The sequence below is a fragment of the Nitrospira sp. M1 genome (assembly GCF_965152605.1).
Genome location: NZ_OZ224217.1, coordinates 1,459,383 through 1,483,710 on the forward strand (window position 1 = coordinate 1,459,383; position 24,328 = coordinate 1,483,710).

Below are 24,328 nucleotides of genomic sequence, written 5' to 3' on the forward strand. Positions count from 1 at the left end.
TGTGATCTGGTATAACCAATCCAAAGGTTAGAATTGTGAGAAAAAGGCTAGGGAGAAAATCCTTCTTCCAACTAAAAGTAGAACGGCAGTTCGGCACAACTTTAACAAATAACTTGCTGCCCGCATCAAGCGTAACTGTCAGTTTGCCTCCTATCCCTTTCTTCCATTTTTGATTCTGTTGTATCACCAAAAGGTAGGCTCTGGCCTCAAGAGACCTCCAGTCATGTCTCTGTCTTTCCAAGAGATATATCGTCTCTTGGACCCGAAAGGAATCGTCTCGAATGATAAGGTTCGGGGCTTCACCAACGCGACATGCATAATGTTCATCTCGGTATAGAACAAGTATCGTACTGTTATTGCTTTGCGGATTAGGAATTTCAATATTTAATGGCTCTTTCTGTGCCAAGACAGAAGAGTTTGAAAAACCACATAGGAGTACCAGGAGCCATATATGTTTCATTTCAGCGCTAGCCTCGACAACTTCAGAGGACCATATTTGTACAAAACGATCTGCCGCTTTTTTTCAAAACCATTGCAATATCTATAGTTAGTGTCAGGTAATTTATGAGCCGTTGTCAAAAAGTGTGTAAAGAGTTAGGCGACGACCTTCGGATTGGTCCCTTTGACTCCGTCTGTGAACACCTCTCCTTCCGCAACCTTGCCGACGAGGTATTGGGCATTCAACTTTCGGAAACTTCTTTTAGCCACCATTTGTGTCTTCCAATTCAAATAGGTCGCATAGACGGATGATTTAAGGCGGCGTGAGGCCCCGGTGCATAGGCGTACCCGTGAGAACGGCGACTCGACAATGTTCGATGTACGCAAGTGCTTCCAGTGCTCGACGATCGTCCGCACGGCTTTGGTATAAGAAAATGGGACATTCGCCTTTTTTAGAAATGGAAGTTGAGGCAATTCGACAAAGCGTCAATCAAGGCGCACCGTTTGGTCGAAAGGCCTGGAAATCACAACGGACGGCGAAGCGATTGAGCCTTGAGTTCAACATGAATCCTCCTGGGCGATCCCTTGAGTGATCATCAAGGCACAGCATTTTCCAAAGTTTGTTCTCCCTGGTGCGGGTGCGTCTCCTAGTTTTTTGCGCCAAAATTGGGGGTAAGTGGTCTGATAATATTCTTCCTTACACTCCAGAAGGTCAATCCTATAAGTCCACTAGCTAAAAGCATTAGAGTGTTCGGTTCTGGGACCGGAGTATTTGATGCGGGGATAGAGGTGGTAAAAGACACGTACGGATCAATTGAGAAATATACATCAAAAGAACTTAGAGAAGAAAAATTCTGATCGGTAAAAATGATCTTACCGTCTATGACAGACTGGCTTGAAGGGCCAGAAACCACAATTTCTCCTATACCATTGAGATCAATGTCTAGCAGTCCAAAATGTCCGGTTGGCAAAGAGGAAACGATACTCCCATTGTTTGCAAACTTGTAAATATTTCCATCGTAAGACGAACCAAACACCAGTCCGGAGCTGTTGACCGCGATCCCACTTACAGGTGGCTGTAAAGTAAAAGATCTTAGGAGAGCCAGTGTGTTTGGGTCATACACTAAAACATCTGAGTTACCTAGGGTGAGCCCGTATAGTAATCCATCAAATCCAATGGTCAGATCGATGAAGCTAGCTGGTTCTGCGAATCTAGCCGCAGAATTTGTAGTTAAGTTAAATCGTATTATTCCAGAAGCCAAATCTGGTCCCCCGTCACCAAATGTGCGCATGTCCGTGGTAAAGACAAGGTTGCCAATGACAGCGATCCCTCCAAGTCCAGAACCATTGATGGTGCTCCAACCCGAAAAAGTTCTATGAGTGTACGTATCAGAATGAGGTGACCATTGGGTAAAGTATGGATCGAATGTGCCATTGTATATTGCTACTTTGCCATTGGGCATTACTACGCTATCTCGTACATTATTAGCTCCTCGAATATTTCCAGGATAGGGTACGGTGTGACTTTGAATTACTGAGCCAGTTTTGTTGTATTCGGTAATTGTATTGAACCTTGGTGAAGTCACGAGCACGTTGGAATTGGTCAGTGGCAATGCTAAAGCCGTTGTGCCCCAATTCAGCAGCAAAAATAGGTTAAAGAAGAAGAGGCTTAATAAATTGATGCGAGCTAACGTAGAAAATTTCATGACGATCAATGTTTCCTTTTCACAATTGGATGTTACCTGGTCATACAACACTAAAAGCCAGGAGGGTAATTATTTACAATCCCTCAAAAGGAGGGGGCATCGAGTACAAGCAACAGCGGTGGATACATATGGAAAAGGCTGCCGAAATGCAGAACTCATGCACACACGATTGGATGTAAGCGCAGGGAGGGCGAATGCTGTCTATTCCTCGTTAGTGGGGTATGAAATTACGTGTGAAAGTATGTGGCTAAAGCCAGGTAGAAATGTCGGATCTTGACCTCACTCAGGATCAATTACTGAGCAGAAGCACTGACTGAATTTAGGTTTAAACAGGAATGGAAAAAGGGGTAAAGAAAGAGATGTCGTGATGGCATACGGAGAGACAAAGGAGTTCCTAGATGATTTTTATAAGGTTGAAACAGTATCTAGTGTTTCTGTTTTTGATCATTTTCCCTTTCATTTCAGCCTGATTTTGATTTTGTTCGTATACATATCTTGCGGCAATTGCTAGTGTTGCACCGCCAGATGCAAAATGATGAATCATATCTGTCATTAATACAGTCTTTTCTCGATAGGCTCCAATTGACTTCGGATTTTTTGTTAACCAGTCGGCGATCTCGATCATAGGCACAGGCCGTGCCACGATTCATCACATGATACCCCACACCAGGATAGCTAATGCGTAGCGGGCGAGTCATATTCCCAGGTTGACAGGTACAAAATTCAGTTCGCGCAGCTTCACGGGTTTTCCTGGGATAGCTGGCTGCTTTCAGGTTGACGTCCGACTTTTCGATTCAAGTAATGCTTTGCAAATTTCGTTAGCATTGCTGTGCCAGGCGTAGTCTTGGCTCATGTTGTTGCCTTGAGTTCGGTTGAAAGCTTCATGCCACGGGATAGGGCTAGGAAGTAAGCAGAAGGCAATCACGTAACGTGGTCCTTTAGTCGGCAGGATTCCGCAGTGAAGAATTTGAGATGGCTCAAAGAGAATCCCATCCCCGGGTTGCATGTCCCACTGCTTTGGCTGAAACTCAATATTAGCAGTGTTAGCGAGCGTTGAGAGGTCTGCTTGTCTCGCATCGACAGGACCAAAAAGGTATCCAGTTTCCGCAAATTTTTTGGTTGTACGGCGATCGAGAAATTTGGTGTTTCCGCCATGCTCATCCGTGGCATTGAGATAGAGCAATAACTTAATATGGCAGCTTGGCCCTTTGTCGCAATGCCACAGGAATGAACGGCGTGCTTGAGGTGAGGGGCTGGCACGAAGAATCGTGTGCCAATAAATACAAAATTCACTTTTAAAATATTGAACAAGTTTTTGCTCGAACGCCGGCGTGAAGATTTTCATGAATAGGGTTTCGATGAAGCGCGTATCTGCCACCGTGAGCATTGCAGAGTAGTCTATATTTTTCTTTCGCGTTGACTCGTTGGATTTTGAAATAATTGTATTGAGCATGTCCGATGCGATGATTGTGTCTAATGCATGTATGTGTTCAATGCCTTCTTGGTTGAGTGCATCGTTCGCATCATTGTCTATTGTTTTTTTGAGTAACGTCCGGCAATGTTCATGGTACGCCCGATAGCCACGATCTTCATCATATGCAGCAAAGACGTCGTCGCTTCGTGATGGGTCGAGTGACTTCTTGCGGAAGGAATCAAGGAATCTAGGAGACATTTTAAATAGAAAGTTATGAAAAGGTGTCTATTTAGGTGAATGCGTTGCGACTTTTCCAACCACAAGACCAGCGCCGAGTGTTAACTTTTGTGGAAAGTTTGAAAAGGTATAGATGGGTTCTATCCCAAACTGTTTGAGTTGTGCATAGGGTAAAGAAAAATAGTCTTTGCTCTTGACATAATTGAATCGCGTTGGGTCCTGATTGAATTCAGCAAAGGGTTCAACCATCATGGTGTGTTGCCGCGCGACTCTTGATATTTCACGTAAGGCTTTTTCGCGTATCGTTTCCATCTGTTCTAGTGCGAGACGTGTGAAGACCAGGTCAAAGCTCGAGTCTTCAAACGGGAGTGCGCAGGCATCACCCTGGCGAAAGGTGATCTGACGCAACGCCTGTTCATTGTTCAGGGTCCATGGGAAAAAGTCGACAAGTGTGTTTGGTAATGGATGGCTTTGTTGAGCGGCTTGAGCCTGTGCGACTCCATTTTCTGTGAGTTCTATTCCTGTAAATTCAATGTCGGGAAAACGACTGGCTAATGTGAATAGGTTTAATCCATTTCCACTGCCCACTTCAAGAATTGTGCGTGGCTTGAGTTCATCAATCACGTCTGCCATGAGCGCGAGATGAATTCGTGATAGAGCCCCACTTCGAATAAAGAGATATTCTTCCTCCCATTGTGCATACACAAGTTCTCTCGGTCGGGGAGGTGTTGAAGGGCTTGGCCAGTCAACTCTTTCCCAGTTTGCATTATAACTTTCCAAGACATATTGTTGATTACGTGCCCCACGAAATGCTCGAGGGATTTGCATGCCGGTGGGTAGCCACCCTAACAATTGACGCTTCCATCTTCTTCGTTTCCATCGACGTTTGAGCTTGGCTATTTCAGTTTGAATTTCTGGGTCATTTGCCTTCAACTGTTTCTCGATAAATGGAGCAAGAATTTCTAGAGCTTTTGATTTTTCAATGGTGAGATTGGTGAGTGTATTTGGCAATGGGGCATTCTCCTTTTGAACAGCGAATAGGATGGTAGAGCCTGTGTTTTTATAAAGGAAGTAAAATTCCACTCTGCCCTAGACCATATCTTCTTCTTGGTCTCAGACAGCAAGCGATACTGTACGCGAAGTGTCAATTTTTCTCAAATGATGTGGTTATTCGGATGATGTTTGTTTGCAAGGGCTCTAACTGTAGGGGTTTGCGGAATTGTAGTAAGCGGTTAAAATTATCTACTTTCTGATTAAGTTCCATCTGGTTTAAGTCTGGGAAACGTTGCTGTTGAAAGGCTTGACTATACTGAAGGTTTCCCTTGAGGCGTTTGAATTTCTTTTTTGCATGCCGTACGACTGCATGACCGAGTGGCCGGAGTCGGTCGGTAAGAGGCTTCTGGGCGAGAGAGCCGTTTTTCTTCATTGAGTCAATCAACTCTGCTATATGTTCACAGGCCAATGTACCATTCATCGAAGCTAAAAAAATTGATAATTCTTGGTGCTGAGCCATGGATGTTTGTGGCATCGGGTTTATAAGGTATTTCGCAAGGCTCTCATTGAGTTGCTCGAGGGTCGTACAGGATTCGCTTAAATCTGTGGGTAAGTGATTGTCATAGCGTTCGTTTCGGTACGGTTCGTAAGAAATGACCGGTTTGTCCATGGCGAAGGCTTCCACGGCTGTGGTGCATCCGTTGTGGATGAGGACGGTACTACCGAGAATCCAAGGAATGACATTCCCTGTCGCTTTGAGGATAATATTCGGATAGTGTTTGACTTCTTGTTTCCACAATTCTTGATTTTCAGAAGGGTGAGGTCGAAGGACGATGGTATGAGTTGGATAGGTTTCGGCGAGAAACGGCAGAAGTTCTTGGAACTTTTCAAATAATTGCTTCACATGTGCGTAACGGCCTCGCGCAAAGCTTTCGGGCATGCCACGACTGCCTCTCCCTAATGCCAATCCTTCAGGTGCATCATTGTCTTCGTGACACGTATTGAGTGTAGGGTCAAAGCAGTTGACGGATGGAAAATTTGTGTTGACCAGAATGTAGTCTCCATATTGATCCACAAGATTCTTCACGTCAGACTCAAAAAATGGCCGCAATTCCGATCTCAGCAAGTCACCGCGTGGGTTGCCCAAGACATGAATGGGCAGAGGAAACGGCGATTGATATTGCTGGAGGAGCTGAGCATTGTCTTCTCCCCAAGCGATAATTCTATCGACATAAGGTAAAATGTCTCCTGTAAAGCGGCGTCCGAAGTAGATGTCAGGAGGGTAATGCACAAGGCCTTCTTCGTCCCATGCGATGACGTGGTGACCTAATTCCTTTAAGATGCGCAACATCTTAAGATTGACGGGCGCAAATGATTTTGCGAGGTAGAGGCTTCCGGAACGAAAACGGTAAATTCCCTGCTCAATGTCACTTTTCCATCCGATGATCACAGAATATCCACGCTGTGCTACGGTGCAAGCCAAGAGGAGCTTTGCATCCAATTCACGGACTTGATTTTCTATGGGTAAAATAAGATCGGCGTGGTACATGAGCTGGTGCGTGGGATACATGTAGTCGTGTTGGGTGCTGAGCATGAGAGTAGCAATTTACGGATGAATTTGTCATTGATCGAAAAATATTGTGGGTTTGCGCTATGAGCCAAGAAGATCAATATGGAGAAGCCAGTATTTTGTGTTCTGACGCTATCGCATCCGCACGACCGGTCGTCTGGGTATTGACAGATGATCGGCCAGGTAATTCTACGCAGTCCTTGGGTTTGGCTGATGCGTTGGGTTGGCCATATACGGTCAAGACTCTTGGGTTTTCTCGTTTGGCTTGGCTCCATAAAGTTCATGAACGACTGCTCGGTGCCACCACGATCTGTTTGGATCGCGATTCTTCATATTCACTCGTCCCACCATGGCCCGATGTGGTGATCAGTGCGGGTCGGCGCGCTGCGCCTGTAGCACGATGGATACGAAAGCAGAGTCAGGGGAAGGCCAAGCTTATTCAGCTCGGACGGAAAGGCAGTCAAGCCGTGCAGCTAGGCGATGTGTCTATTGCCCCAGGGTATTGTCGGATGTGGCCGAATGAGCAGCGCATTGAGACCCTGGCGCCGTTAAATCGCGTGACGAATCAACAACTCGAAGAGGCGGCCAAAGAATGGCCAGATCTATATGATGACGCTCCTCGGCCGCATATTGTGCTGCTGGTTGGTGGAAGTACTGTCAGGAATGTTTTGGACGAGTCCGTTGCCAGACAGTTGGGAAAGGATGTGGCTGAGTTTGCGAAGAAAACGGGCGGGATGGTACATGCCGTGACAAGTCGTCGCACAGGAACGCAAGCGACCGAAGCTCTGACTGAAGGATTAGGTCATTCCGGGGTCGTGCAAAGGTGGAAGCCGAATCAGTCACGAAATCCTTACTGGGGGTATCTCGCCACGGCCGATAGTATTATTGTTACGGGCGATAGTGAGTCCATGGTGGGTGAGAGTGTATCCATTGGGAAGCCTGTGTTTATTTATGCTCTACCAGAAAAGCCTCTGACGTTATTTGCCCGTCTGCGGGAAATGATTGTTGTTGCCGGTCGAGCCTCATTACATGGAGAGTATCAAGGTAGTTTCTGGAGCCGAGGCTTCAAAAATTGTAGTGCCGTTTTGGTCAGACAGGGCATTGTGAGGCCTCTTCGCGACCTTAAAGCCTTTCATCGTGTTTTGGTTGAACAAGGCTATGCATGCTCTTTTGGCCAAGATTATGAAATTCGTACGCATCGACCGCTTCGCGAGGCGGAGGTTGTGAGTCAAAAAATTAAGTCTCTTTTTGGTTTTCTCAACTCATAATCTTTGTTATGGTAATACTATATAATGATTTCATTCTCTCTAAATGTATCCTCGCGCTGGGTGCGTTGAATTGTTGCTATCATCTCATTTTCCTGCAGATGTTGTCATACCCGTGAATTATTCATTGTATCAATTTCAATTCTACTCTTCATAACCCCTGTATTTTTAATATTTCTTCTCGGAAAAACACCTCTTCCGTTTCTCGTCTGCTAGTGAACATTTTGCGTTGAGAATACGAATGTTCCATTTGTAATGCTTGACTCGTGAGCTTCTGACGCTGAGCCCTAAGTGTGTTTGGTCTGTTCTGAAGTGGTAAGCATGCGTACGATTAGCAGAGTCAAGAGTGAATCTGGCTCTATCGCGTAAATTTTGAAATTGCGTCCGTCCGTTAGGTGAACAAGTACAGGGAACGCCAAGGAGGGAACCCGATTGCCTGAACTATTAAAGGAGTTTAGTCCTGGTTGTGTGGGTCGGAAGGAGTTGTTTGTCCAACAGGATGTTCTCACCTCTGTCATCGAAGACGGAGAAGGTACTCTTGCGAAACGGCACTCTACATTCAAAAACCCTTTGACTACGTTCAGGCATCTCTTGGCCTGCCTTTTTTACCCAGTATTGGGGGCAGAACGGGTTGGCCATTGGTTTGGAGTCCTTCCATATATTCCCGTATCGGCGTCACCGTTTATCGACAAAACATTTAGTCCTCCAGAACGCTTTGATTATTCAGCCTGTCATGAGGCCTCACGTGAGAATTTTTGGGACCGTCCTACCCCTTCCCAGGTCACGCTTCATCATACCGTACTTATTCCAGGTGGATCAGCCGATCAGGACGGGTTTGTGTTTGAGTCCAAAAGCCGGCCGGTCTTGGAAGCGTGCCACCCATTTCGTCAACGCATGAAGTATCGCCGACGGAGTTGGCGGGATAGTATTCCTGTTGCTTATCGCAAGGAGCAGCAAGACCCGCGATATTTTCCGGGACGAATTGCGATTTTGACTTCACAGAACCAGCATCAGTACTCGCATTGGCTATTCGATATTCTTCCACGCCTTGCCAAATTACAGGAGTTGTATGGAGAGCCTGATCATTATTTCTTGCAATATTCGCATCCCTTTCAAGTGGAAACACTCGAGTGCTTAGGGTTGACGTCTGGGAGTCACATTATCAATAGCGTTCAGGTTCCATGGGTCACGGGAGATGAGCTGGTGGTGCCATGCCATCAGATTATGTTCGGATATCGTCACCCTCGTTGGGTCTGCGATTGGCTTCGTGATACGTTTTTGCCAGCGCGAGAGAGTTCTTCGGACTCCAAGCGGAAAATTTATATATCTCGATCATGTGCCGGCAAGCGGATGGTGACGAACGAGGTCGAACTTTCCGATTTCCTTCGTGACCAAGGGTTTGCGATATGTCTATTGGAATCGATGTCATTTACTGAGCAAGTAGGATTGTTTTCTGAAGCGGACGTCATTGTGGCGCCACATGGTTCTGGGCTAGCCAATCTGGTATTTTGCGATCCGGGTACGCGTGTGATCGAGCTGTTTCCAGCACGAGCGACTGATGCCTATTTTCGTCTCTCTGTGGACATGAAATTGAACTATACGTGTATCAAAACCCGTGAAGTTATTTCCCATCCGCGCGTGAGTGATAATTTTTCAGTTGTGATTGATGATATACGAGATGTTCTTTTGTAAGGGTAGTCTCAAGAGACCTATTTATTCTTTTGTAGTCATTCGATACAATAGCCCTTCGCATTTTGAGGAATGTCTTGCGTCATGTGTGCGAACCTTGACGACATTTGATACAGAACAATACGCCATGAGGTAGGTCAAAGATTTTTCCAGATATTGGCGATCGTCCGTTTGTCTTTTCTCGGCCTTCCCGTCACGATCCGTCTCATCAAGAGCCCAATGTATACTCTCTGGAAATAATGCCAGCCGTCTATCCTCTCGTGCTTGTGAATCGTATCTAACTTCTTATACATATCATGAAAAATATTATCTTTGGTGTGCTACTGGCGCTTATGAGTTTGCTTGTGGTCTTTGGCGTGTTCGAAGTCTACGTACGAGTCACGCAAGCGAATACGAATAATTTTGACATTGAAATGTGGCGCTATGCGCGCGATATCAAGCGTGTCAGTAAAATTCCGGGAATGGGGCATGAGCATGTGCCAAATCAGTCTGGCACGTACATGGGCGTACCGGTTGCAATCAATGCAGTTGGATGGCGGGATAAAGACTATACGGTAGAGAAGCCGAATGATGTGGTGCGCATTATGATGCTTGGAGATTCTGTAACTTTTGGTTGGGGGGCGGAACCAGAGGGTGTGACTTCGTATGTGCTGGAGTCTCTTCTCAATCAACAGGAATCACCAAAAGGCTTTGAGGTGCTGAATACAGGAATTGGGAATACCAATACGGCAATGCAAACGGCCTATTTCCTCCACGAAGGGTTTCGGTATGATCCCGATATTGTGGTGTTGAACTATTTTATTAATGATGCGGAGCCCACGCCGTCACGGACCCAAAATGTATTCGTCGAACATTCCTATGCGGCGGTCTTTTTCGCCGGTCGTCTTGATGTGTTCATGCGCAGTTATTTTGGACGAGGCGATTGGCTAAGTTATTACCGTGATCTTTATGCGGAGCGTCAATCTGGATGGGTGGCCACGCAGGAGGCGATTCGGCAACTGGTTGAATTTTGTCGAGAGCAGAACATTCAGGTGATAATGGTCAATTATCCAGAGCTGCACCAAGTGGCCCCCTATCCTTTCACCCAAGTCACTGATCTCATTGCGAGGCAAGCTGAGAGTCTGAATGTGCCGTTTCTGGATTTATTGCCGGCAGTGCAAGCCGAGGAACCGCATTCCCTATGGGTCACCCCCACGGATGCACATCCCAATGGCAAGGCGGGAAATTTATTTGCTCGCAGATTGCAACAGGCTTTACTCGAACATTTCCCCCAATACTTTACTCCCTAATTCTTGCGAATAGACAATCTCATGAAGAAACAAACGCCGTTGCTGAATGTGGTTCTGGTTTGCATGACTATTGCGGTGATGGTCGTGGTGATGGAGGCATTTCTTCGTGTGTATTTTTTCGGTTCACTGGCACAACCATTTTCCAGCCCTTCCTTTACGGTTCCCCATCCAACACGAACGATTGCCTATGGTCCTGGATTGACGGGGTGGCATCAGGAGTTGGACTTCAATGTACCCGTGCACATCAATGCACAGGGTCTTCGTGGTCCGGATATTGGCCCCAAAGATCATCGTCAACGAATCCTTTTCGTTGCCGATTCCACGACGTTTGGAAGCGGGGTTCCGGTTGAGCAGATTATCCCAACGCGTTTGACCGAAGAGCTTGGCGCGGATCGAGTGGAAATTATTAATGGCGGGTTTGCCACGTATAACACCGTGCAGGAGTTATTGTTCTTAGAAGAAGAAGGCTTGTCGTACAAGCCGGATCTTGTCATATTAGCATTCAGTCCAAACACGGATATTCAAACGAATACATTAGTTTTGCAGGAACTCCATCAGAAGAAAAAGGTGCGAGCCTATGCGAGTCTTGATGATGCCGGTCAATTGCAATTGGACTTGAGTCATGTCAAACCTTTCTATGAGAGAGAGAAAGATCGTACTCCGGAAGAGCGCTTGAAAGCGTATCACAAGCGGCAGGTGTTGTATCGCTTAGGGAAAATGCTTGTGGGTAGTTTTAAAACGTCGAAATTCCATGATCCGAACATGTTTATCGGATGGCCGTTCCTTGCGGAATTTGCTCCTGAATACTCAACTCGTGGCATGTCGGTTGAGGACTATACGCGCCTCTGGGATGATGGATGGGCAGTCACGAAGGCCCTTATTTTACGCATGCGAGAGCAGGTACTAGCTCAAGGGGCCACATTTGCGATGACGGTCATGGCTCCAAAACTTCAAGTGGAGAATGAATATCAAGCAAAAGTTCAAGAAGCCTACCCGCAGCTACAACTTGACCTCACTCGTATCAATCGAGTCTTTGAGGAGTTCGGGCAGGAAGCCGGTATTCCTGTGCTTGATTCGCTAACCGTATTAGTTGAGGCTGCTCGTCAGGGGGAATCTGGATTATATTATAGTATTGAAGATGAACATATGACGGCCAAGTCTCATCAATTGGTGGCGACGTCTCTTGCTCGACAGTTGCATGTGCGTGGGCTGGTCAAGAGCGAATGATCGCGAACTGGTGTGTTCGAAAACCATGCTCCCTCAATCTGTCTCGGTCGACAGTGTCTTATGTTTCTGGCATATTGAAAAAGAATCACGAGATCTCCTTGCAAGACCTTTCTGAAAAAATCGAATTCTCACCGGTATGAGCTTACTCCTCGCGTTCGGTCGAGCTTATCCTTGGCCAAGTTTTTTCACACTCCTTTCCTTGTTACTCGCTGGAGTGATGGAAGGACTGAGTTTATCCACCCTCCTTCCACTCTTAAGTACCGCGATAGACAGTCAAGGTGCACCATCACCGCCTCTTGAGAGTGGAGCATCTTCAACTGATGTAGGGCCTGGTCAACTCATACTGGATGCTTTGGTGCGTATGGGGTTGTCTCCGTCACTTGAAGCTCTGTTGATTGTCATTGTTGTGGGCATACTGCTTAAAAATGTGTTTTTAATGTTAGCGAATCGGCAAGTCGGCTATACCATGGCTCATGTGGCCACCGATCTTCGGTTGGCTCTCATCCGTGCGTTATTGAGAACGCGGTGGGAGTACTACATTCGTCAGCCTGCCGGGATGTTGGTGAATGCCGTCGCAACTGAAGCCCAGCGTTCGGCCAGTGCCTATCATTTTGCTGCCAATGTCACCGCCGTCTCGATTCAAGTGCTGGTCTATATGTGCGTGGCATTTCTGGTTTCGTGGAAAGTAACCTTGACGGCAATCGTTGCGAGTGTCTGTCTGTTATTCGTGCTCAACAAGCTAATCAGGATGGCCAAGCGTGCGGGTAGACGTCAAACCAAGTTGCTGAAATCCCTCTTGGCAGTCATGACGGATAGTCTTCGTTCCGTCAAACCGTTAAAGGCGATGGCGCGAGAAGCGTTGTTTAGTTCCCTTTTGGAATCCGAAACGAAAAAATTAAACAAAGCCATTCGAAAACAGGTGATAAGTCGGGAAGCACTGCGGGCATCACAGGAGCCGATGCTGACGATTTTGGTCGCCATTGGGCTGTATATGGCGTTAGTGAAATGGGGAATGCCGTTTGCGACCGTCATGGTTCTTATCTTATTGCTGGCACAGATGCTGAGTCGGCTGGGAAAGATTCAACGGCAATATCAGGATATGGTGATATTTGAAAGCGCATATTGGTCGCTTCGTGAAACGATTGAGCAGGCAGAGCAGCAATGTGAAAATGTATCAGGTGATCAAGTCCCAGAGTTAGAGCATGAGATTAGATTCGACAATGTGACATTTTCATACGACACACGTCCGGTGCTCAACCACGCGTCATTGACAATCCCGGCCGGTGGCTTTACATCAATTGTCGGACCGTCCGGTGCTGGAAAAACCACAATCGTTGATTTGGTGATCGGTCTTATTCGGCCACAGCAAGGGGAAGTATCTTTGGATAGTTTGCCATTAGGCGTTGTGAACTTGAACGCCTGGAGGCGATCAATCGGCTATGTGCCCCAAGAAACGTTACTGTTGCATGATTCCGTCTATCAAAATGTCACGTTGGGAGACCCGGATCTTCAGGACGCTGATGTAGAATCTGCACTTCGCGCCGCAGGGGCCTGGGAGTTTATTCAACAACTTCCTCAAGGATTACGGACTTCCGTGGGTGAGCATGGGAGTAGCCTTTCCGGTGGACAACGACAGCGAATTGCTATTGCCCGGGCGTTGGCGCATCGCCCGAGACTGCTTATCTTAGATGAAGCAACCAGTGCACTTGATTCGGCAACAGAAGCTGCGATTTGTCGAACGCTACAGGAGCTTCGAGGATCGTTGACGATTCTTGCTATTTCCCATCAGGCGGGTCTTATTGATGCGGCAGATCGTGTGTATCGTTTAGAACAGGGTACCGCCACATTAGTTGAAGACCGTGCTTAGGCGGGTGTTCTAAGTTTCAAGAGACTATAGCGAATCCTCATATCTTTCCGTTGAGCCACCCTGACTTTCCCTGCGGAATTATAGCGGATCCCAATAAGTTCCAATCAGGAGAATATCACGAACTCCGCGCGGTACCATGCGAACATGAGGAAGGTTATGCCCGCCTGGATGCCCTGAAGACGATTGACGGTTTAATAACGAAGGAGCAATCAGCATTCAGTGGATCGACATGTCACTGATTCGGCATAACTGAAACGGCTATAAGGGCTTCAAGGTATCGAAGTTCAGAGAATCGGCTATAGCGTAAGATAACGTATCAGTTTTTTAAGTGTGGCATTCGGTTACGACAAGGATGTCTTCCTAAGCCAATGGCTGTTAAGGAATCTACTGCACAGCATCAAGGACGCGACCCACTTCGCGTTCTCCTGGTCGTTGATTCCCTCTATTGGACAGTTGGTCATTTTGCCCGCCAGGTTGTCAAAAATAATCCTCAACTCAACGCCGTGATTTGTTCGCAACATGTGATCAGGGAGTTTCAGCAACGGTATGGGCAATTTCCACTCTCGTTTGATCTTGTCCATTTTTTGAATACGAAAACCATGGAGCCGTTCTGTGGTCGATTGCCGACGGTGACGACGTTCCATCATATGGATTCCAACACGCATGTGAAATATCTTGATGACTGCGATGCCGTCATGACGGTGTCGACTCAATGGCAACAGTATTTGATTGATGTGGGTATACCTTGTGAGCGATTGGGGATTGTGCCGTTTGCCGTTGATGGGACGGAGTTCTATCCGGCGAGCCAGGCTGAACGATCTTCCATTCGTCAGGAATTGAACATTTCAACAGGGGCGTTTGTCGTTGGGTTTGCCGGACGACGGACAAGTGATGTCGATGGAAGAAAGGGGTTGGCGTGTTTCCTCGAAAGCGTAAAAACTCTTCGTCAATCCATGCCGCAACTTGTAATTGTAATGATTGGTCCTGGCTGGGAACAGCTCGTTCGTCAGCTTCAGAGTGAAAACATTGCGGTCGTTCACGTGTCTTACCAACTCGATCATACGGCAATCGCGAGGTTGTATCGAGCCCTCGATGTGTTTTGGGTAACCTCTCGAATCGAGGGGGGGCCTGTTCCACTGCTTGAAGCCATGGCTAGCGGATTGCCGTGTGTTTCGACACCAGTGGGTGCCGTGCTTGATCTCGTGCACGATCACAAGAATGGTTTCATCGTTCCATTTGACGATTCCCAGGCCTTCGTTGACATGACCGTGACACTTGAACGGAACCGTGATCTGATCGTTAAGATTGGAGAGGCCGCGAGGGAAACCATTCTTCGAAAACGATCGTGGAGTCAAACGCAAGTGTGTCTTGGGAGGCTGTATGAAACGGCAATCAACAATTATCATACCCGTCGATCAGTGCCTCTATCTGATAGATGTTCTCATACCGTATTTCAACAATCGAGCCAACCTCCTGTGCCGACAGCAGCATGCTTTGACGATTTGGATCAAAAAGTAAAGCAGTGGATCAGGGCTTGTGAATATGTTCGAGGCTCAAAAATGTTGATTCAGCTTGGTGAGTGGCGTCAAGCCTTACAATTAATGAGAGCGGCTGTGAAAGAAAGTCCAGGTGATCTAAATATTGCTATTCAGATTGTCTCGGTGTTTTTTCATGCAGGAAAAAAGAGGCTGCGTTGGCGTACAGTCAAAGATGGAGCCCGGAAGGCGATGGTCAAGCAAAAGTCGTCTGATTCCTAATACTGCAACGTGATGGTTGCCCTGGTGAGTCCGTCACGAACTTGAAATGCCACATCGTCATGCGCCGGTTGTGTGAGGCCAAGCTCAGGGTTATTTGAAAACCCGATGCCTTCCGTTGGCAGGCCAATCCAGTTGGTGTCTAATTTCTTGTTCCCATTTTCGTCGTGATGTACGACAATGGCGTAGGTACCGGGGCTGGGTGCTTGGAGACAGATGCTTGTAGATGGGATTTCTGCCGACTCGCGTTTCGTATCCAATTTCTTCCCGGAAACAAGGAACTCATCTGGATTGTCGCCATAGAGCTTAGCTTTGATCGAACCGTGCGTATTGCGTAGTCCGAGTACGGTGATGAGAATTGGATGAGGTGCTTGCGCACAGTATGAAGGGAGTGAGTCTGAGTTCGCACCAATGCTTGGAATAGTTGAACTGTACAGTATGGCAATGAGTATGAAAAGGTGAGTGGAACGCCCTAGGGGTTGTCGGGTGTGAATGGCTTGTCCCTGTAAATGATGACTCATCTTGTCGGTCGAATCACAATTGTTGTATGGTGAGCGCCATGACGTATCTTAACTCAGAAACCCTTGGGGCTATTGATGTCGATGCGTATCAGCGGCAGAACCCCTATCCATGGGTGAATCCGTATGGGTTGTTACGCGAAGAGGCGTATCAGTGTTTGATTGATGCCTTGCCGGACATTTCGTTGTTTAACACGACGTTTGGAAGAGCTCGAAAGTATGGTCAAAAAAGTCATGATCGTTTTACCCTTAAGTATCGTCAAGGCCTTACTTTGCCTGATCCATGGGAAGAATTTCTTCAAGAACTGCAAGGGGAAGAATATGGATCATTTCTCAAAACTTTCTTGAAATGCCGTTCGTTTGAACTGGATTTTTTTTGGTTTTATACACCCAATGGGTGTTCGATCTCACCACATTGCGATCACAAGAATAAAGTTGGCGCACATCTTTTCTACTTCAGTACTCCGACGGATTGGAGTCCGGAATGGGGAGGGGAAACACTCATTCTTGATGATGGCGGACACCTTGACCGGAAGTCAGCCCCGGACTTTGATGCATTTCAGCATATCATTCCCTCTCGTGCCATAGGAAATTATAGCCTGCTCTTTTCACGAACGCCAAATTCTTGGCATGGCATGAAAGAAATTCATTGTCCGGAAGATCGGATGCGAAAAGTCTTTATGGTCGCGATTAAGCATCTGACGCCTATGGATCGACTCTCTCGGGTATTTGGCGTGGCACGAACATCTGAGAGTTATTAAAGGGCACCTCTAAAAACCGTTTCGTGTTTCTCCGCCGTGCTATAGTTTTTAAATTTTTCATTAAGACCTGTAACCGTGCGGATACAGTTTCGTCTGTACGAAGTGTGTTCTTGCGCTCTGTGAGTGGTGGTGACTCGGCTGGAACTTATTTGGATTCGCTATAGTGCAGAGGAGCTTTTGCTTAAGAACATGGCGCATTCTCATTCCCACATTGCTCGTATGCCTTACTTATCGTCCTAGGTTTTTGCTCTCTGCCGGGGTTCGTCCCAGCGGCCGAGGCCCTTTTGTTTCGGCAAAAGGACCCAAAACCATGAACGCCCAGGCCAGGCTTATCTGATGAGATGAACACCGTTTGGTGGGGCGGGCTAACTCGCTGCGCTCAAACAAGCCCGCACAGTATGAGAGGCGTTCACTCAACGGACTGGCCTGCAGGCGTCAGATCATAGGTACTGAGAAAAAGTTAAGAAACTATACCATTCCTTTTCACGCATCGTCATGTGCTGGCTTTACTCTCGGTTATCAGGACGCGTTGTCGAGACGGGAAATGATTTGACTGAGTTTCTTGGCGATAATTTCATTGCCTAAACTGTTGACATGGCACAAGTCAATATAGATTGGGTCTTTTCGATCAAACGCATCAGAGAAGTCATGAAGCCATGTCAGATTTTCTTTTTGTTTCATTTCCTGCACATACGGATAGACGGCTTTCCATTCTGACCCATCGTATTTTTCATCTAAATAGTCGATGTTGGGATGACCCAGCCGTGAGACCGGTTGAAGAATCGCATGAAAGTCTGCGCCTTTCATGGATGCAATTGTTTTCGCGATTTTCCAATTATTGACCATTGTGGTTGCGACGGTTTTGGCGTAGTTCGGGTCGTCTTCACATCGAGATGGAGGACGGGTTCCTCCTTTGAAAATTGTTCGAATAGCTATTTGCGTGGCGGTAAAAATGCTTTGAGGAATTTGCCATTGATGTTCAAGTTTTTGTCGGATTTTTGATTCTTCCCGGTGCCCGTTAATTGAGATGTCTCCACGACACAGTGTCAACGGATCATTACATCCATCATAAAACACCACAACATCCATCGGGCTGTTCTGATTCACAAGGTTGACTAATCGTGCCACGCCTTGGCGGCTGATAAAACCTGATTGCGCATGATTATAGACTTGGTAATCCGGCTGGAGTGTATGGAAATGAGCTGGAATAGTGTGCTGATCATCCACCCCGCTTCCCCACATGGTCGAGCCGCCAAAAAAATGTATATGCTTGTTGGTCTGATTCGAGGGTTGCGGCGTGATGCGTTCGCCATGAACGGAGTCAACGTTGGTGGAGACGCCGGAAAACGGTTGACGGGACCATCCCATGTAGGGGGTGTATTGTTTCGTTAATTGTCGAAGCTCACGAAAGATGTTCTTGGCCTCCTCCTGATCAGGCAGGCTTTCGCGATACAAGGGTTGTCCGATCGATACAAAGACTTTTTTATAAAGATAGACGCCGTCGATAATGATCGAGAAAAAAAAGTTTATCGATAAGAGACCGACCAAGAGCACGGCTATATTAGTAAAGATAAGCTTTGAGAGTGATTTCATTGCACAGTTAGCAGTGCCCGATTGTTATTTGAATTGAAATGAGGTGTTCTGGAGAATGTGTCACGAGGGACGTGATAGTTGCGATGGTTCGAGCACGTTAATCTTTATCGTCCTCAGCATCGCTGAATTGGTCGAAATCTTCTTCTCGACCGATCAAGACAAGGACGTCACCTTTTTCGATGATCTCATCCGGGGACGGAGTAAAGTTAAAGGACTCCCCAACCATCATCCGTCCTTTGACCATGCGGGTAACCTGTTTTTTGATCCCGATAATATTTAAATTATGTTGTTGTCGAATTTTGGATTCTCCGATACTTAACCCTGAAAATTTTTCTGAAACGGAGACTTCCTCGATGCTGTATCCGGGAGCGAGTTCAAGATATTCTAAGACATTTGGTGAAATGAGTCGGTGAGCCAAGCGAATGGCCGTATCACGTTCAGGGTAGATGACTTCATTGACGCCCAGGTTCTTGAGGATTTTTCCTTGAATGGGCGCTACGGCCTTCGCAATAATCGATTCTATGCCCATCTCCTTTAGTGTTTGCACGATAAGAATACTCGCTTCGATATTCTCGCCAATGCTGACCACAGCCACATCCACGTTTTGCGCGCTGACGGCTTTGAGGGCTCGTTCATCGGTCGCGTCACACTGGACTGCGAATGTGGCGATATCACTAATGGCTTGGATTTTTTCCTCATCGCGATCAATGGCCAAGACCTCACAGCCTTTGTTGATCAGCGTTTCAGCTACGCTATAGCCAAATCGTCCCAGTCCGATCACGGCAAAAAAACGTTTCATTCCTTATATTCCTTCATGAATGAGCGATGTGAGTCATGCGTGGACGGATTGACAGCTGAGATTCTCTTACCGCTCTTTCGTTTGTGGATTATCGGATGTCTTCATGAATGCGCTTAGAATATCGATTGGAAGCGGGAAAAGTATAGTCGAATTTTTGTCCCCGGCAATACTCATCATGGTTTCTAAATAGCGTAGTTGGATCGCGGCAGGATTCTGCGATAACACGTTCGCGGCATCGGCTAGTCGTTGAGACGCCTGGAACTCGCCTTCGGCATGAATGACTTTTGACCGTCGTTCCCGTTCGGCTTCGGCTTGGCGTGCGATGGCTCGTTGCATTTCATGGGGGAGGTCGACATTTTTGACTTCAACCGCCGACACCTTAATGCCCCATGGCTCTGTAGCTTGATCGATAATGCGTTGAAGATCTGCATTGATTTCATCGCGCTTGGAGAGCAGGTCGTCCAGTTGACTTTGTCCTAAGACGCTCCGCAGGGTGGTTTGCGCGATCATGGATGTGGCGTAGTAGTAGTCTTCAACATCGACGATGGCTTTCTGTGCGTCGACGACGCGAAAGTAAATCACGGCATTGACTTTGACCGAGACGTTGTCCTTGGTGATGACATCTTGCGGTGGAACATCCATGGTGACGGTGCGGAGACTCACGCGAACCAATTTGTCAATAAATGGAATAATGACAATCACGCCAGGTCCATGTCCTCCGATGATGCCGCTGGCTAACCGGCCAAAACGGAAAATCACTGCGCGTTCATATTCACGTAAGACATAAAACCCTTTGGCAATGAGAGCGAGGATTCCAATAAAGAGAACAATATACGAAGGGTTCACGGTCACCTCCACCGTTACGCGTTCCGCTGAGATGCGAGTGAGGGTTTGACGTAGAGTGTTAAGCCATCCATGCCGGTCACTTCGATGGTGTCGCCGGCATGAATGGGTGTGTCACTGATGGCATTCCACAGTTCCCCATGCACGAAAATTTTTCCTGAAGGTGTGAGATCAGTTTTTGCTGAACCTGTCATGCCGATCAGGCCTTCACTCCCCGTCATGGTTCGGCTTTTGAGTGTTTTCACGCTAAACGAGACGATCAATAACACAAAGCCGGTCGTGAATGCGACAATGGGAATTATCGTTGTCCAGGAGAGTTCGTAAAACGGATAGCCTTCTTTAATCAGCATGACTGACCCGAGGATCAGCGAGGTGATCCCACCGATAGCCAGCAGTCCGAAGCTCGTGACGGTGGTTTCTAACAGCAACAGGACCAAACCCACAATGAGCAAGAGTACGCCTGCGTAGTTGACCGGGAGTGTGTGTAAGGAATAAAACGCCAGGATCAAACTAATGGCGCCGACAACACCAGGTAAGATCGCACCTGGGTTGTACAGTTCTGCAATGATGCCGATGGTGCCGATCGTCATGAGGACATAGGCGATGTTTGGATCGCTCAGAGCCTTCAGCACCTTGAGACGCCAGGACATTGGGTATGTGTGAATCTGCGCTTGGGCGGTCTGTAGGGTCACTGTATGCGAGTTGATTGACGTAGTTTTTCCATCAAGTGCTTCCAACAGTTTCGTGAGATTTTCAGGAACGAAATCGATGAGTTGAAGATCTAGGGCTTGTTGTGCGGTGACCGAGACGCTTTGGCGCACGGCCTTTTCCGCCCACTCGGCGTTACGGCCGCGACGTTCTGCAATGGAAACAAGATAAGCCACGGAATCATTCTCCACCTTTTTCTTCATCACCTCATCCATTTCCCCGCCTCCCATGGCGACCGGGTGCGCTGCTCCGATATTGGTGCCAGGTGCCATGGCGGCAAAGTGTGCGGCCAGAGTCAAAAACACGCCAGCCGATGCGGCGCGCCCTCCGGGTGGAAAGACGTAGACGACCACGGGGACCGGTGATTGTGTAATGTCCTTCACCATCATGCGCATCGATGTGTCCAACCCTCCAGGCGTATCAAGTTGAAAGACCAAGGTTTCAGCCCGCGTATCGTGTGCTATTTGAATACATTCCTGTAGGTATTCTACCGCGACGGGGTTAATGACGCCTTCGTACGTGGCCACGATAACCTGTGGTGATTGTGAGTAGGCGACAGGAGTGTGCCAGGAGTTCAACAGTAAGAATACGAGCCATACAAGGCGAGAAAAAAACCGGGCGGTACCCAATAATATGGAGAACGTTGATGGTAGCTGTAAGGAAATCATGGGGCTCCGACAGTGAGGGCCCGTCTATTTGGATCTTACGTTCACGGACGAATGGTGTCAAGATAATCGCCAAAAGGCGGGAGGAGTGAGGTGTAAAGCGTGAGGAGTAACATATAGGACAGAAAACAGGCAACGAGCGACGAGTAACGAACGACGAGCAACGAGCAACGAACGACGAGCAACGAACGACGAGCAACGAACGACGAGATACGCGTTTCGCACCTCAATTCCCCTCAAAAGAGTGGGTGTGAAATGGTCAAGCTGCTTGTTAGAATGCCTCCATTATGAAATATCTACAAGCCGGAAACAGAATTCATTTAGTGGACAAAAAGGATCGACATTATGCCCTCACATTAAAGGCTGGTGATGTCTTTCAATTGAGTGGAGAGAAAATTGCTCATGATGACCTCATAGGCATTCCTGATGGCACCATGGTGCATCTCTCAACTGGGAGGGCGATGCTCGCGATCTATCCGACATTGGCTGAATATTCGGTGAAAATGCCAAGAGGGGCGCAGGTCATTTATCCCAAAGATCTGGCCATGGTCACCATTTGGGGAGATATCTATCCGGGGGCTCGGGTCTTAGAGGCTGGCGTCGGGTCTGGTTCGTTAACCATGGCTCTGCTTCGAGCCGTCGGTGAGCGAGGGACGGTCGTCAGTTATGAAATGCGAGATGAGTTTGCCAGGACTGCAACAAAAAATATTGAACGCTACATGGGAGCGGTTCCAAACTTTACGTTGAGGTTAGGCGATATTTTTCAAGGGATTCATGAAGACGATCTTCAAGCAGGGCTCTTTGATCGTATCGTGTTGGATCTATCTGAGCCGTGGCAGGTCGTACCCCATGCGGTTCAAGGGTTGCGATGCGGGGGGCTCTATCTCAGCTTTGTGCCGACGATTCCGCAGGTCATGCAAACCGTTACGGCATTGGAAGAGACTCGGGAGTTTGCGCTTATTGAAACCTTTGAAACATTATTACGCACATGGAATATTCAAGGCCGTAGTGTGAGGCCAGATCATCGTATGGTTGCACACTCAGGATTTATTACCGTTGCCAGAAAGATAGACCGAGGGACCTGGGAGTCGCAATCTCCAGTACAGGAGCTTGATGCAAGCCCGGAACACACTGACATGATCAAGGAGGATCAAGAACCGAATGAAGACCCCCAGACATTGTGAATGTGTCATTGTTGGTGAGCAAAGGATAGATGAGAGATGGAAACCAGAGAGAAGACCATCGTCATTGTGGATGACGACGACGATATTCGAGAGTTGGTTGAAATAACGCTAGAGGATTCTCAGTATCGTTTATATACGGCGGAAGATGGAGAAGCGGGGATTCAGGCCATTCTCCATCATCGACCAGATCTGGTTATCCTGGACTGGGTCATGCCAAAACTCGATGGTCTCGAAGTGGTTCGAAGGTTACGTGAGAATCCCATCACTGCCGGTATCGCCGTCGTGATGCTCACGAGTCAAGACAATCGTGACTACCAAGATGAAATGCACACGCTCGGAATCTTTTCCTACCTTCAAAAGCCTTTCAGTCCTCTCGAACTAATACAGACTGTTCAGAAAGCGTTAGCAGGATGAGGTTCGACCCATCGAATCGTGATGCGCTCATTCCTGAAGAAGTTCCCGAGGACGTAACCGGTGCCGTTCAACGTCAATTAGACGCTTCCCGTTCTCAACTTGCACGATATGCGACTGACCTGAAGGCGTTACTTCAGCGAGAGGCCGCCAAGACGAGGCAGATCACCAGAGTCAACCAACAGTTAAAAGCCTATGCCCGAGATTTGAAAAAGTCCTATGATGCGGAGCAACGAAAAAATCAAGAACTAGAACAGGCCTATGCAGAAACGATCGTCCGTCTTTCCTTGGCTTCTCGGTATAAAGATGAGGAGACGGGAGGACATATCGAACGATTGAGTCATTATTCAAAAACCATGGCGTTATGCATAGGTTGGAGTGACGAGGCCGCTCAGCAGCTCTTTGCGGCGGCACCCATGCATGATGTGGGAAAGATTGGTATTCCTGATGCCGTGCTAGGAAAACAGGGTCCGTTAGAGGAAGAAGAATGGGAAATGATCAAGACGCATCCAACACTCGGGGCAAGCTTGTTAGCAGGGTCTTCGTCACCGTTGTTGAAAATGGCTCGGGAAGTGGCGATCACCCATCATGAACGGTGGGACGGAAGCGGGTATCCGTATGGCCTCAGGGGAGAACAAATTCCTCTCACCGGACGCATTGTCATGCTCGGGGATCACTATGATGCTCTTCGAAGTAAGCGGCCGTATAAACCAGCCTTTTCTCATAAGAAAACATGTGACTTAATGTTAAATGGAAATGATCGAACAAAGCCCTCTCACTTCGATCCGCAATTGCTTTCAGCTTTTCGTGAGATTCATTACGAGTTTGATGGTATTTACTCGAAAGTGATGGAGGAGACAGACGGTCTCGTCCCTTCATAAATATTTCTCTTTCCTGTTTACCTAAACGAGTATGACTGAAGGGTTTCTCTTTAGTGAGGGCGTTCAACCGCATATCCGGCTTCCTGCCAAGCATTCATACTCCCTTCGACGTTATACACATGTGTGTATCCCAATTCCATTAACGTATTCGCGGCAATATTGCTCCGATGTCCAGTTTGACAATAGACGACAATATGATCATCGGGTTGAGCCGCCAGGTCTCGATAGCGTTGCGGGAGCGCTCGATAGTCGATATTCATATCGGTTCCTGGGATAAACCCATCACGATGTTCCTCTGGTGTCCGCACGTCGATGAGGATAAATCCCTTTTGCGTTGGATCAGCTGCTTTATCGAGTCCGGCCTTTACTTGCTGAACATTCAAGACATAGGGTTGGGCTGCAAAACTCGTGAGACTCAGGCCCATGATCACACAACACATCAGCGGCATGATGATGAAGATGTTTATCTGTTTCATGATGAGGTCTCCTTTATAAGTCGTTCAAGCCAGGGTATAC

At 47.5% G+C, this 24,328-nt stretch carries 22 protein-coding genes; 11 read left to right on the forward strand and 11 right to left on the reverse strand.

All coding sequences use genetic code 11. The features are described 5' to 3' along the window. The first annotated feature begins 788 nt into the window (after window positions 1-788). Window positions 789-1,031 carry a hypothetical protein gene (locus tag ACWHX8_RS07005; RefSeq protein ID WP_447971238.1) on the forward strand — a complete coding sequence of 81 codons (243 nt, stop codon included), beginning with the start codon at window positions 789-791 and terminating at the stop codon, window positions 1,029-1,031. A 54-nt stretch (window positions 1,032-1,085) separates the two neighbouring features. On the opposite strand, the gene ACWHX8_RS07010 is transcribed toward ACWHX8_RS07005, so the two are convergent. The 5 genes from ACWHX8_RS07010 to ACWHX8_RS07030 all read right to left on the reverse strand — a co-directional run bounded on the left by ACWHX8_RS07010 (window position 1,086) and on the right by ACWHX8_RS07030 (window position 6,382). Further along, window positions 1,086-2,144: a PEP-CTERM sorting domain-containing protein gene (locus tag ACWHX8_RS07010; RefSeq protein ID WP_447971239.1), complete on the reverse strand. Its 1,059-nt coding sequence runs from the start codon at window positions 2,142-2,144 to the stop codon at window positions 1,086-1,088. A 394-nt stretch (window positions 2,145-2,538) separates the two neighbouring features. Further along, window positions 2,539-2,787 (reverse strand): hypothetical protein, encoded by a 249-nt coding sequence (locus ACWHX8_RS07015; RefSeq protein WP_447971240.1) that lies wholly within the window; start codon window positions 2,785-2,787, stop codon window positions 2,539-2,541. 126 nt (window positions 2,788-2,913) lie between these two features. Then, complete coding sequence (locus tag ACWHX8_RS07020) at window positions 2,914-3,597, reverse strand: hypothetical protein (protein WP_447971241.1); 684 nt, start codon at window positions 3,595-3,597, stop codon at window positions 2,914-2,916. A gap of 246 nt (window positions 3,598-3,843) precedes the next feature. Next, complete coding sequence (locus tag ACWHX8_RS07025; protein ID WP_447971242.1) at window positions 3,844-4,806, reverse strand: class I SAM-dependent methyltransferase; 963 nt, start codon at window positions 4,804-4,806, stop codon at window positions 3,844-3,846. Window positions 4,807-4,939: 133 nt separating this feature from the next. Next, window positions 4,940-6,382 carry a surface carbohydrate biosynthesis protein gene (locus ACWHX8_RS07030; RefSeq protein ID WP_447971243.1) on the reverse strand — a complete coding sequence of 481 codons (1,443 nt, stop codon included), beginning with the start codon at window positions 6,380-6,382 and terminating at the stop codon, window positions 4,940-4,942. 59 nt (window positions 6,383-6,441) lie between these two features. On the opposite strand from ACWHX8_RS07030, the gene ACWHX8_RS07035 reads away from it, so the two are divergent. The 6 genes from ACWHX8_RS07035 (at window position 6,442) to ACWHX8_RS07060 (ending at window position 15,452) form a co-directional block, all read left to right on the forward strand. Continuing rightward, a complete protein-coding gene (locus ACWHX8_RS07035; RefSeq protein WP_447971244.1) occupies window positions 6,442-7,626 on the forward strand; it encodes a mitochondrial fission ELM1 family protein in 1,185 nt (394 codons plus the stop codon). 429 nt (window positions 7,627-8,055) lie between these two features. Then, window positions 8,056-9,315 carry a glycosyltransferase family 61 protein gene (locus tag ACWHX8_RS07040; RefSeq protein WP_447971245.1) on the forward strand — a complete coding sequence of 420 codons (1,260 nt, stop codon included), beginning with the start codon at window positions 8,056-8,058 and terminating at the stop codon, window positions 9,313-9,315. A gap of 293 nt (window positions 9,316-9,608) precedes the next feature. After that, the gene (locus ACWHX8_RS07045) at window positions 9,609-10,601 is read left to right on the forward strand and encodes an SGNH/GDSL hydrolase family protein (protein ID WP_447971246.1); all 993 of its coding nucleotides are present in this window, start codon (window positions 9,609-9,611) and stop codon (window positions 10,599-10,601) included. Window positions 10,602-10,622: 21 nt separating this feature from the next. Beyond that, window positions 10,623-11,828, forward strand: a complete 1,206-nt coding sequence (locus ACWHX8_RS07050) for an alginate O-acetyltransferase AlgX-related protein (RefSeq protein ID WP_447971247.1) — start codon at window positions 10,623-10,625, stop codon at window positions 11,826-11,828. A gap of 136 nt (window positions 11,829-11,964) precedes the next feature. Continuing rightward, window positions 11,965-13,695 (forward strand): ABC transporter ATP-binding protein, encoded by a 1,731-nt coding sequence (locus ACWHX8_RS07055; RefSeq protein WP_447971248.1) that lies wholly within the window; start codon window positions 11,965-11,967, stop codon window positions 13,693-13,695. A gap of 368 nt (window positions 13,696-14,063) precedes the next feature. Next, complete coding sequence (locus tag ACWHX8_RS07060) at window positions 14,064-15,452, forward strand: glycosyltransferase family 4 protein (RefSeq protein WP_447971249.1); 1,389 nt, start codon at window positions 14,064-14,066, stop codon at window positions 15,450-15,452. On the opposite strand, the gene ACWHX8_RS07065 is transcribed toward ACWHX8_RS07060, so the two are convergent. After that, on the reverse strand, window positions 15,449-15,970 hold the full coding sequence (locus ACWHX8_RS07065; RefSeq protein WP_447971250.1) for a DUF2141 domain-containing protein: 522 nt from the start codon (window positions 15,968-15,970) through the stop codon (window positions 15,449-15,451). The genes ACWHX8_RS07060 and ACWHX8_RS07065 overlap by 4 nt on opposite strands. Before the next feature lie 38 nt (window positions 15,971-16,008). On the opposite strand from ACWHX8_RS07065, the gene ACWHX8_RS07070 reads away from it, so the two are divergent. Next, window positions 16,009-16,728 carry a hypothetical protein gene (locus tag ACWHX8_RS07070; protein ID WP_447971251.1) on the forward strand — a complete coding sequence of 240 codons (720 nt, stop codon included), beginning with the start codon at window positions 16,009-16,011 and terminating at the stop codon, window positions 16,726-16,728. A gap of 519 nt (window positions 16,729-17,247) precedes the next feature. Here ACWHX8_RS07070 and ACWHX8_RS07075 read toward each other — a convergent pair. From ACWHX8_RS07075 to ACWHX8_RS07090, 4 genes are all read right to left on the reverse strand, one after another. After that, entirely contained in the window at window positions 17,248-18,321 is a 1,074-nt protein-coding gene (locus tag ACWHX8_RS07075) for an SGNH/GDSL hydrolase family protein (protein WP_447971252.1), read from the reverse strand. A 97-nt stretch (window positions 18,322-18,418) separates the two neighbouring features. Beyond that, window positions 18,419-19,120, reverse strand: coding sequence for a potassium channel family protein (locus ACWHX8_RS07080; RefSeq protein ID WP_447971253.1), 702 nt, complete (start codon window positions 19,118-19,120; stop codon window positions 18,419-18,421). Window positions 19,121-19,186: 66 nt separating this feature from the next. Continuing rightward, on the reverse strand, window positions 19,187-19,966 hold the full coding sequence (locus ACWHX8_RS07085) for a slipin family protein (protein ID WP_447971254.1): 780 nt from the start codon (window positions 19,964-19,966) through the stop codon (window positions 19,187-19,189). A 14-nt stretch (window positions 19,967-19,980) separates the two neighbouring features. Then, window positions 19,981-21,339: an NfeD family protein gene (locus ACWHX8_RS07090; RefSeq protein ID WP_447971255.1), complete on the reverse strand. Its 1,359-nt coding sequence runs from the start codon at window positions 21,337-21,339 to the stop codon at window positions 19,981-19,983. A 284-nt stretch (window positions 21,340-21,623) separates the two neighbouring features. Here ACWHX8_RS07090 and ACWHX8_RS07095 point away from each other — a divergent pair, with 284 nt between their 5' ends. The 3 genes from ACWHX8_RS07095 to ACWHX8_RS07105 are packed head-to-tail and all read left to right on the forward strand — an operon-like array spanning window position 21,624 to window position 23,812. After that, window positions 21,624-22,520 carry a tRNA (adenine-N1)-methyltransferase gene (locus ACWHX8_RS07095; protein WP_447971256.1) on the forward strand — a complete coding sequence of 299 codons (897 nt, stop codon included), beginning with the start codon at window positions 21,624-21,626 and terminating at the stop codon, window positions 22,518-22,520. Between the two features lie 36 nt (window positions 22,521-22,556). Beyond that, on the forward strand, window positions 22,557-22,934 hold the full coding sequence (locus tag ACWHX8_RS07100) for a response regulator (protein WP_447971257.1): 378 nt from the start codon (window positions 22,557-22,559) through the stop codon (window positions 22,932-22,934). Continuing rightward, a complete protein-coding gene (locus tag ACWHX8_RS07105) occupies window positions 22,931-23,812 on the forward strand; it encodes an HD-GYP domain-containing protein (RefSeq protein WP_447971258.1) in 882 nt (293 codons plus the stop codon). Before ACWHX8_RS07100 ends, ACWHX8_RS07105 begins: the two co-directional genes overlap by 4 nt. 50 nt (window positions 23,813-23,862) lie before the next feature. On the opposite strand, the gene ACWHX8_RS07110 is transcribed toward ACWHX8_RS07105, so the two are convergent. After that, window positions 23,863-24,288 carry a rhodanese-like domain-containing protein gene (locus ACWHX8_RS07110; RefSeq protein ID WP_447971259.1) on the reverse strand — a complete coding sequence of 142 codons (426 nt, stop codon included), beginning with the start codon at window positions 24,286-24,288 and terminating at the stop codon, window positions 23,863-23,865. Window positions 24,289-24,328 lie beyond the last annotated feature (40 nt).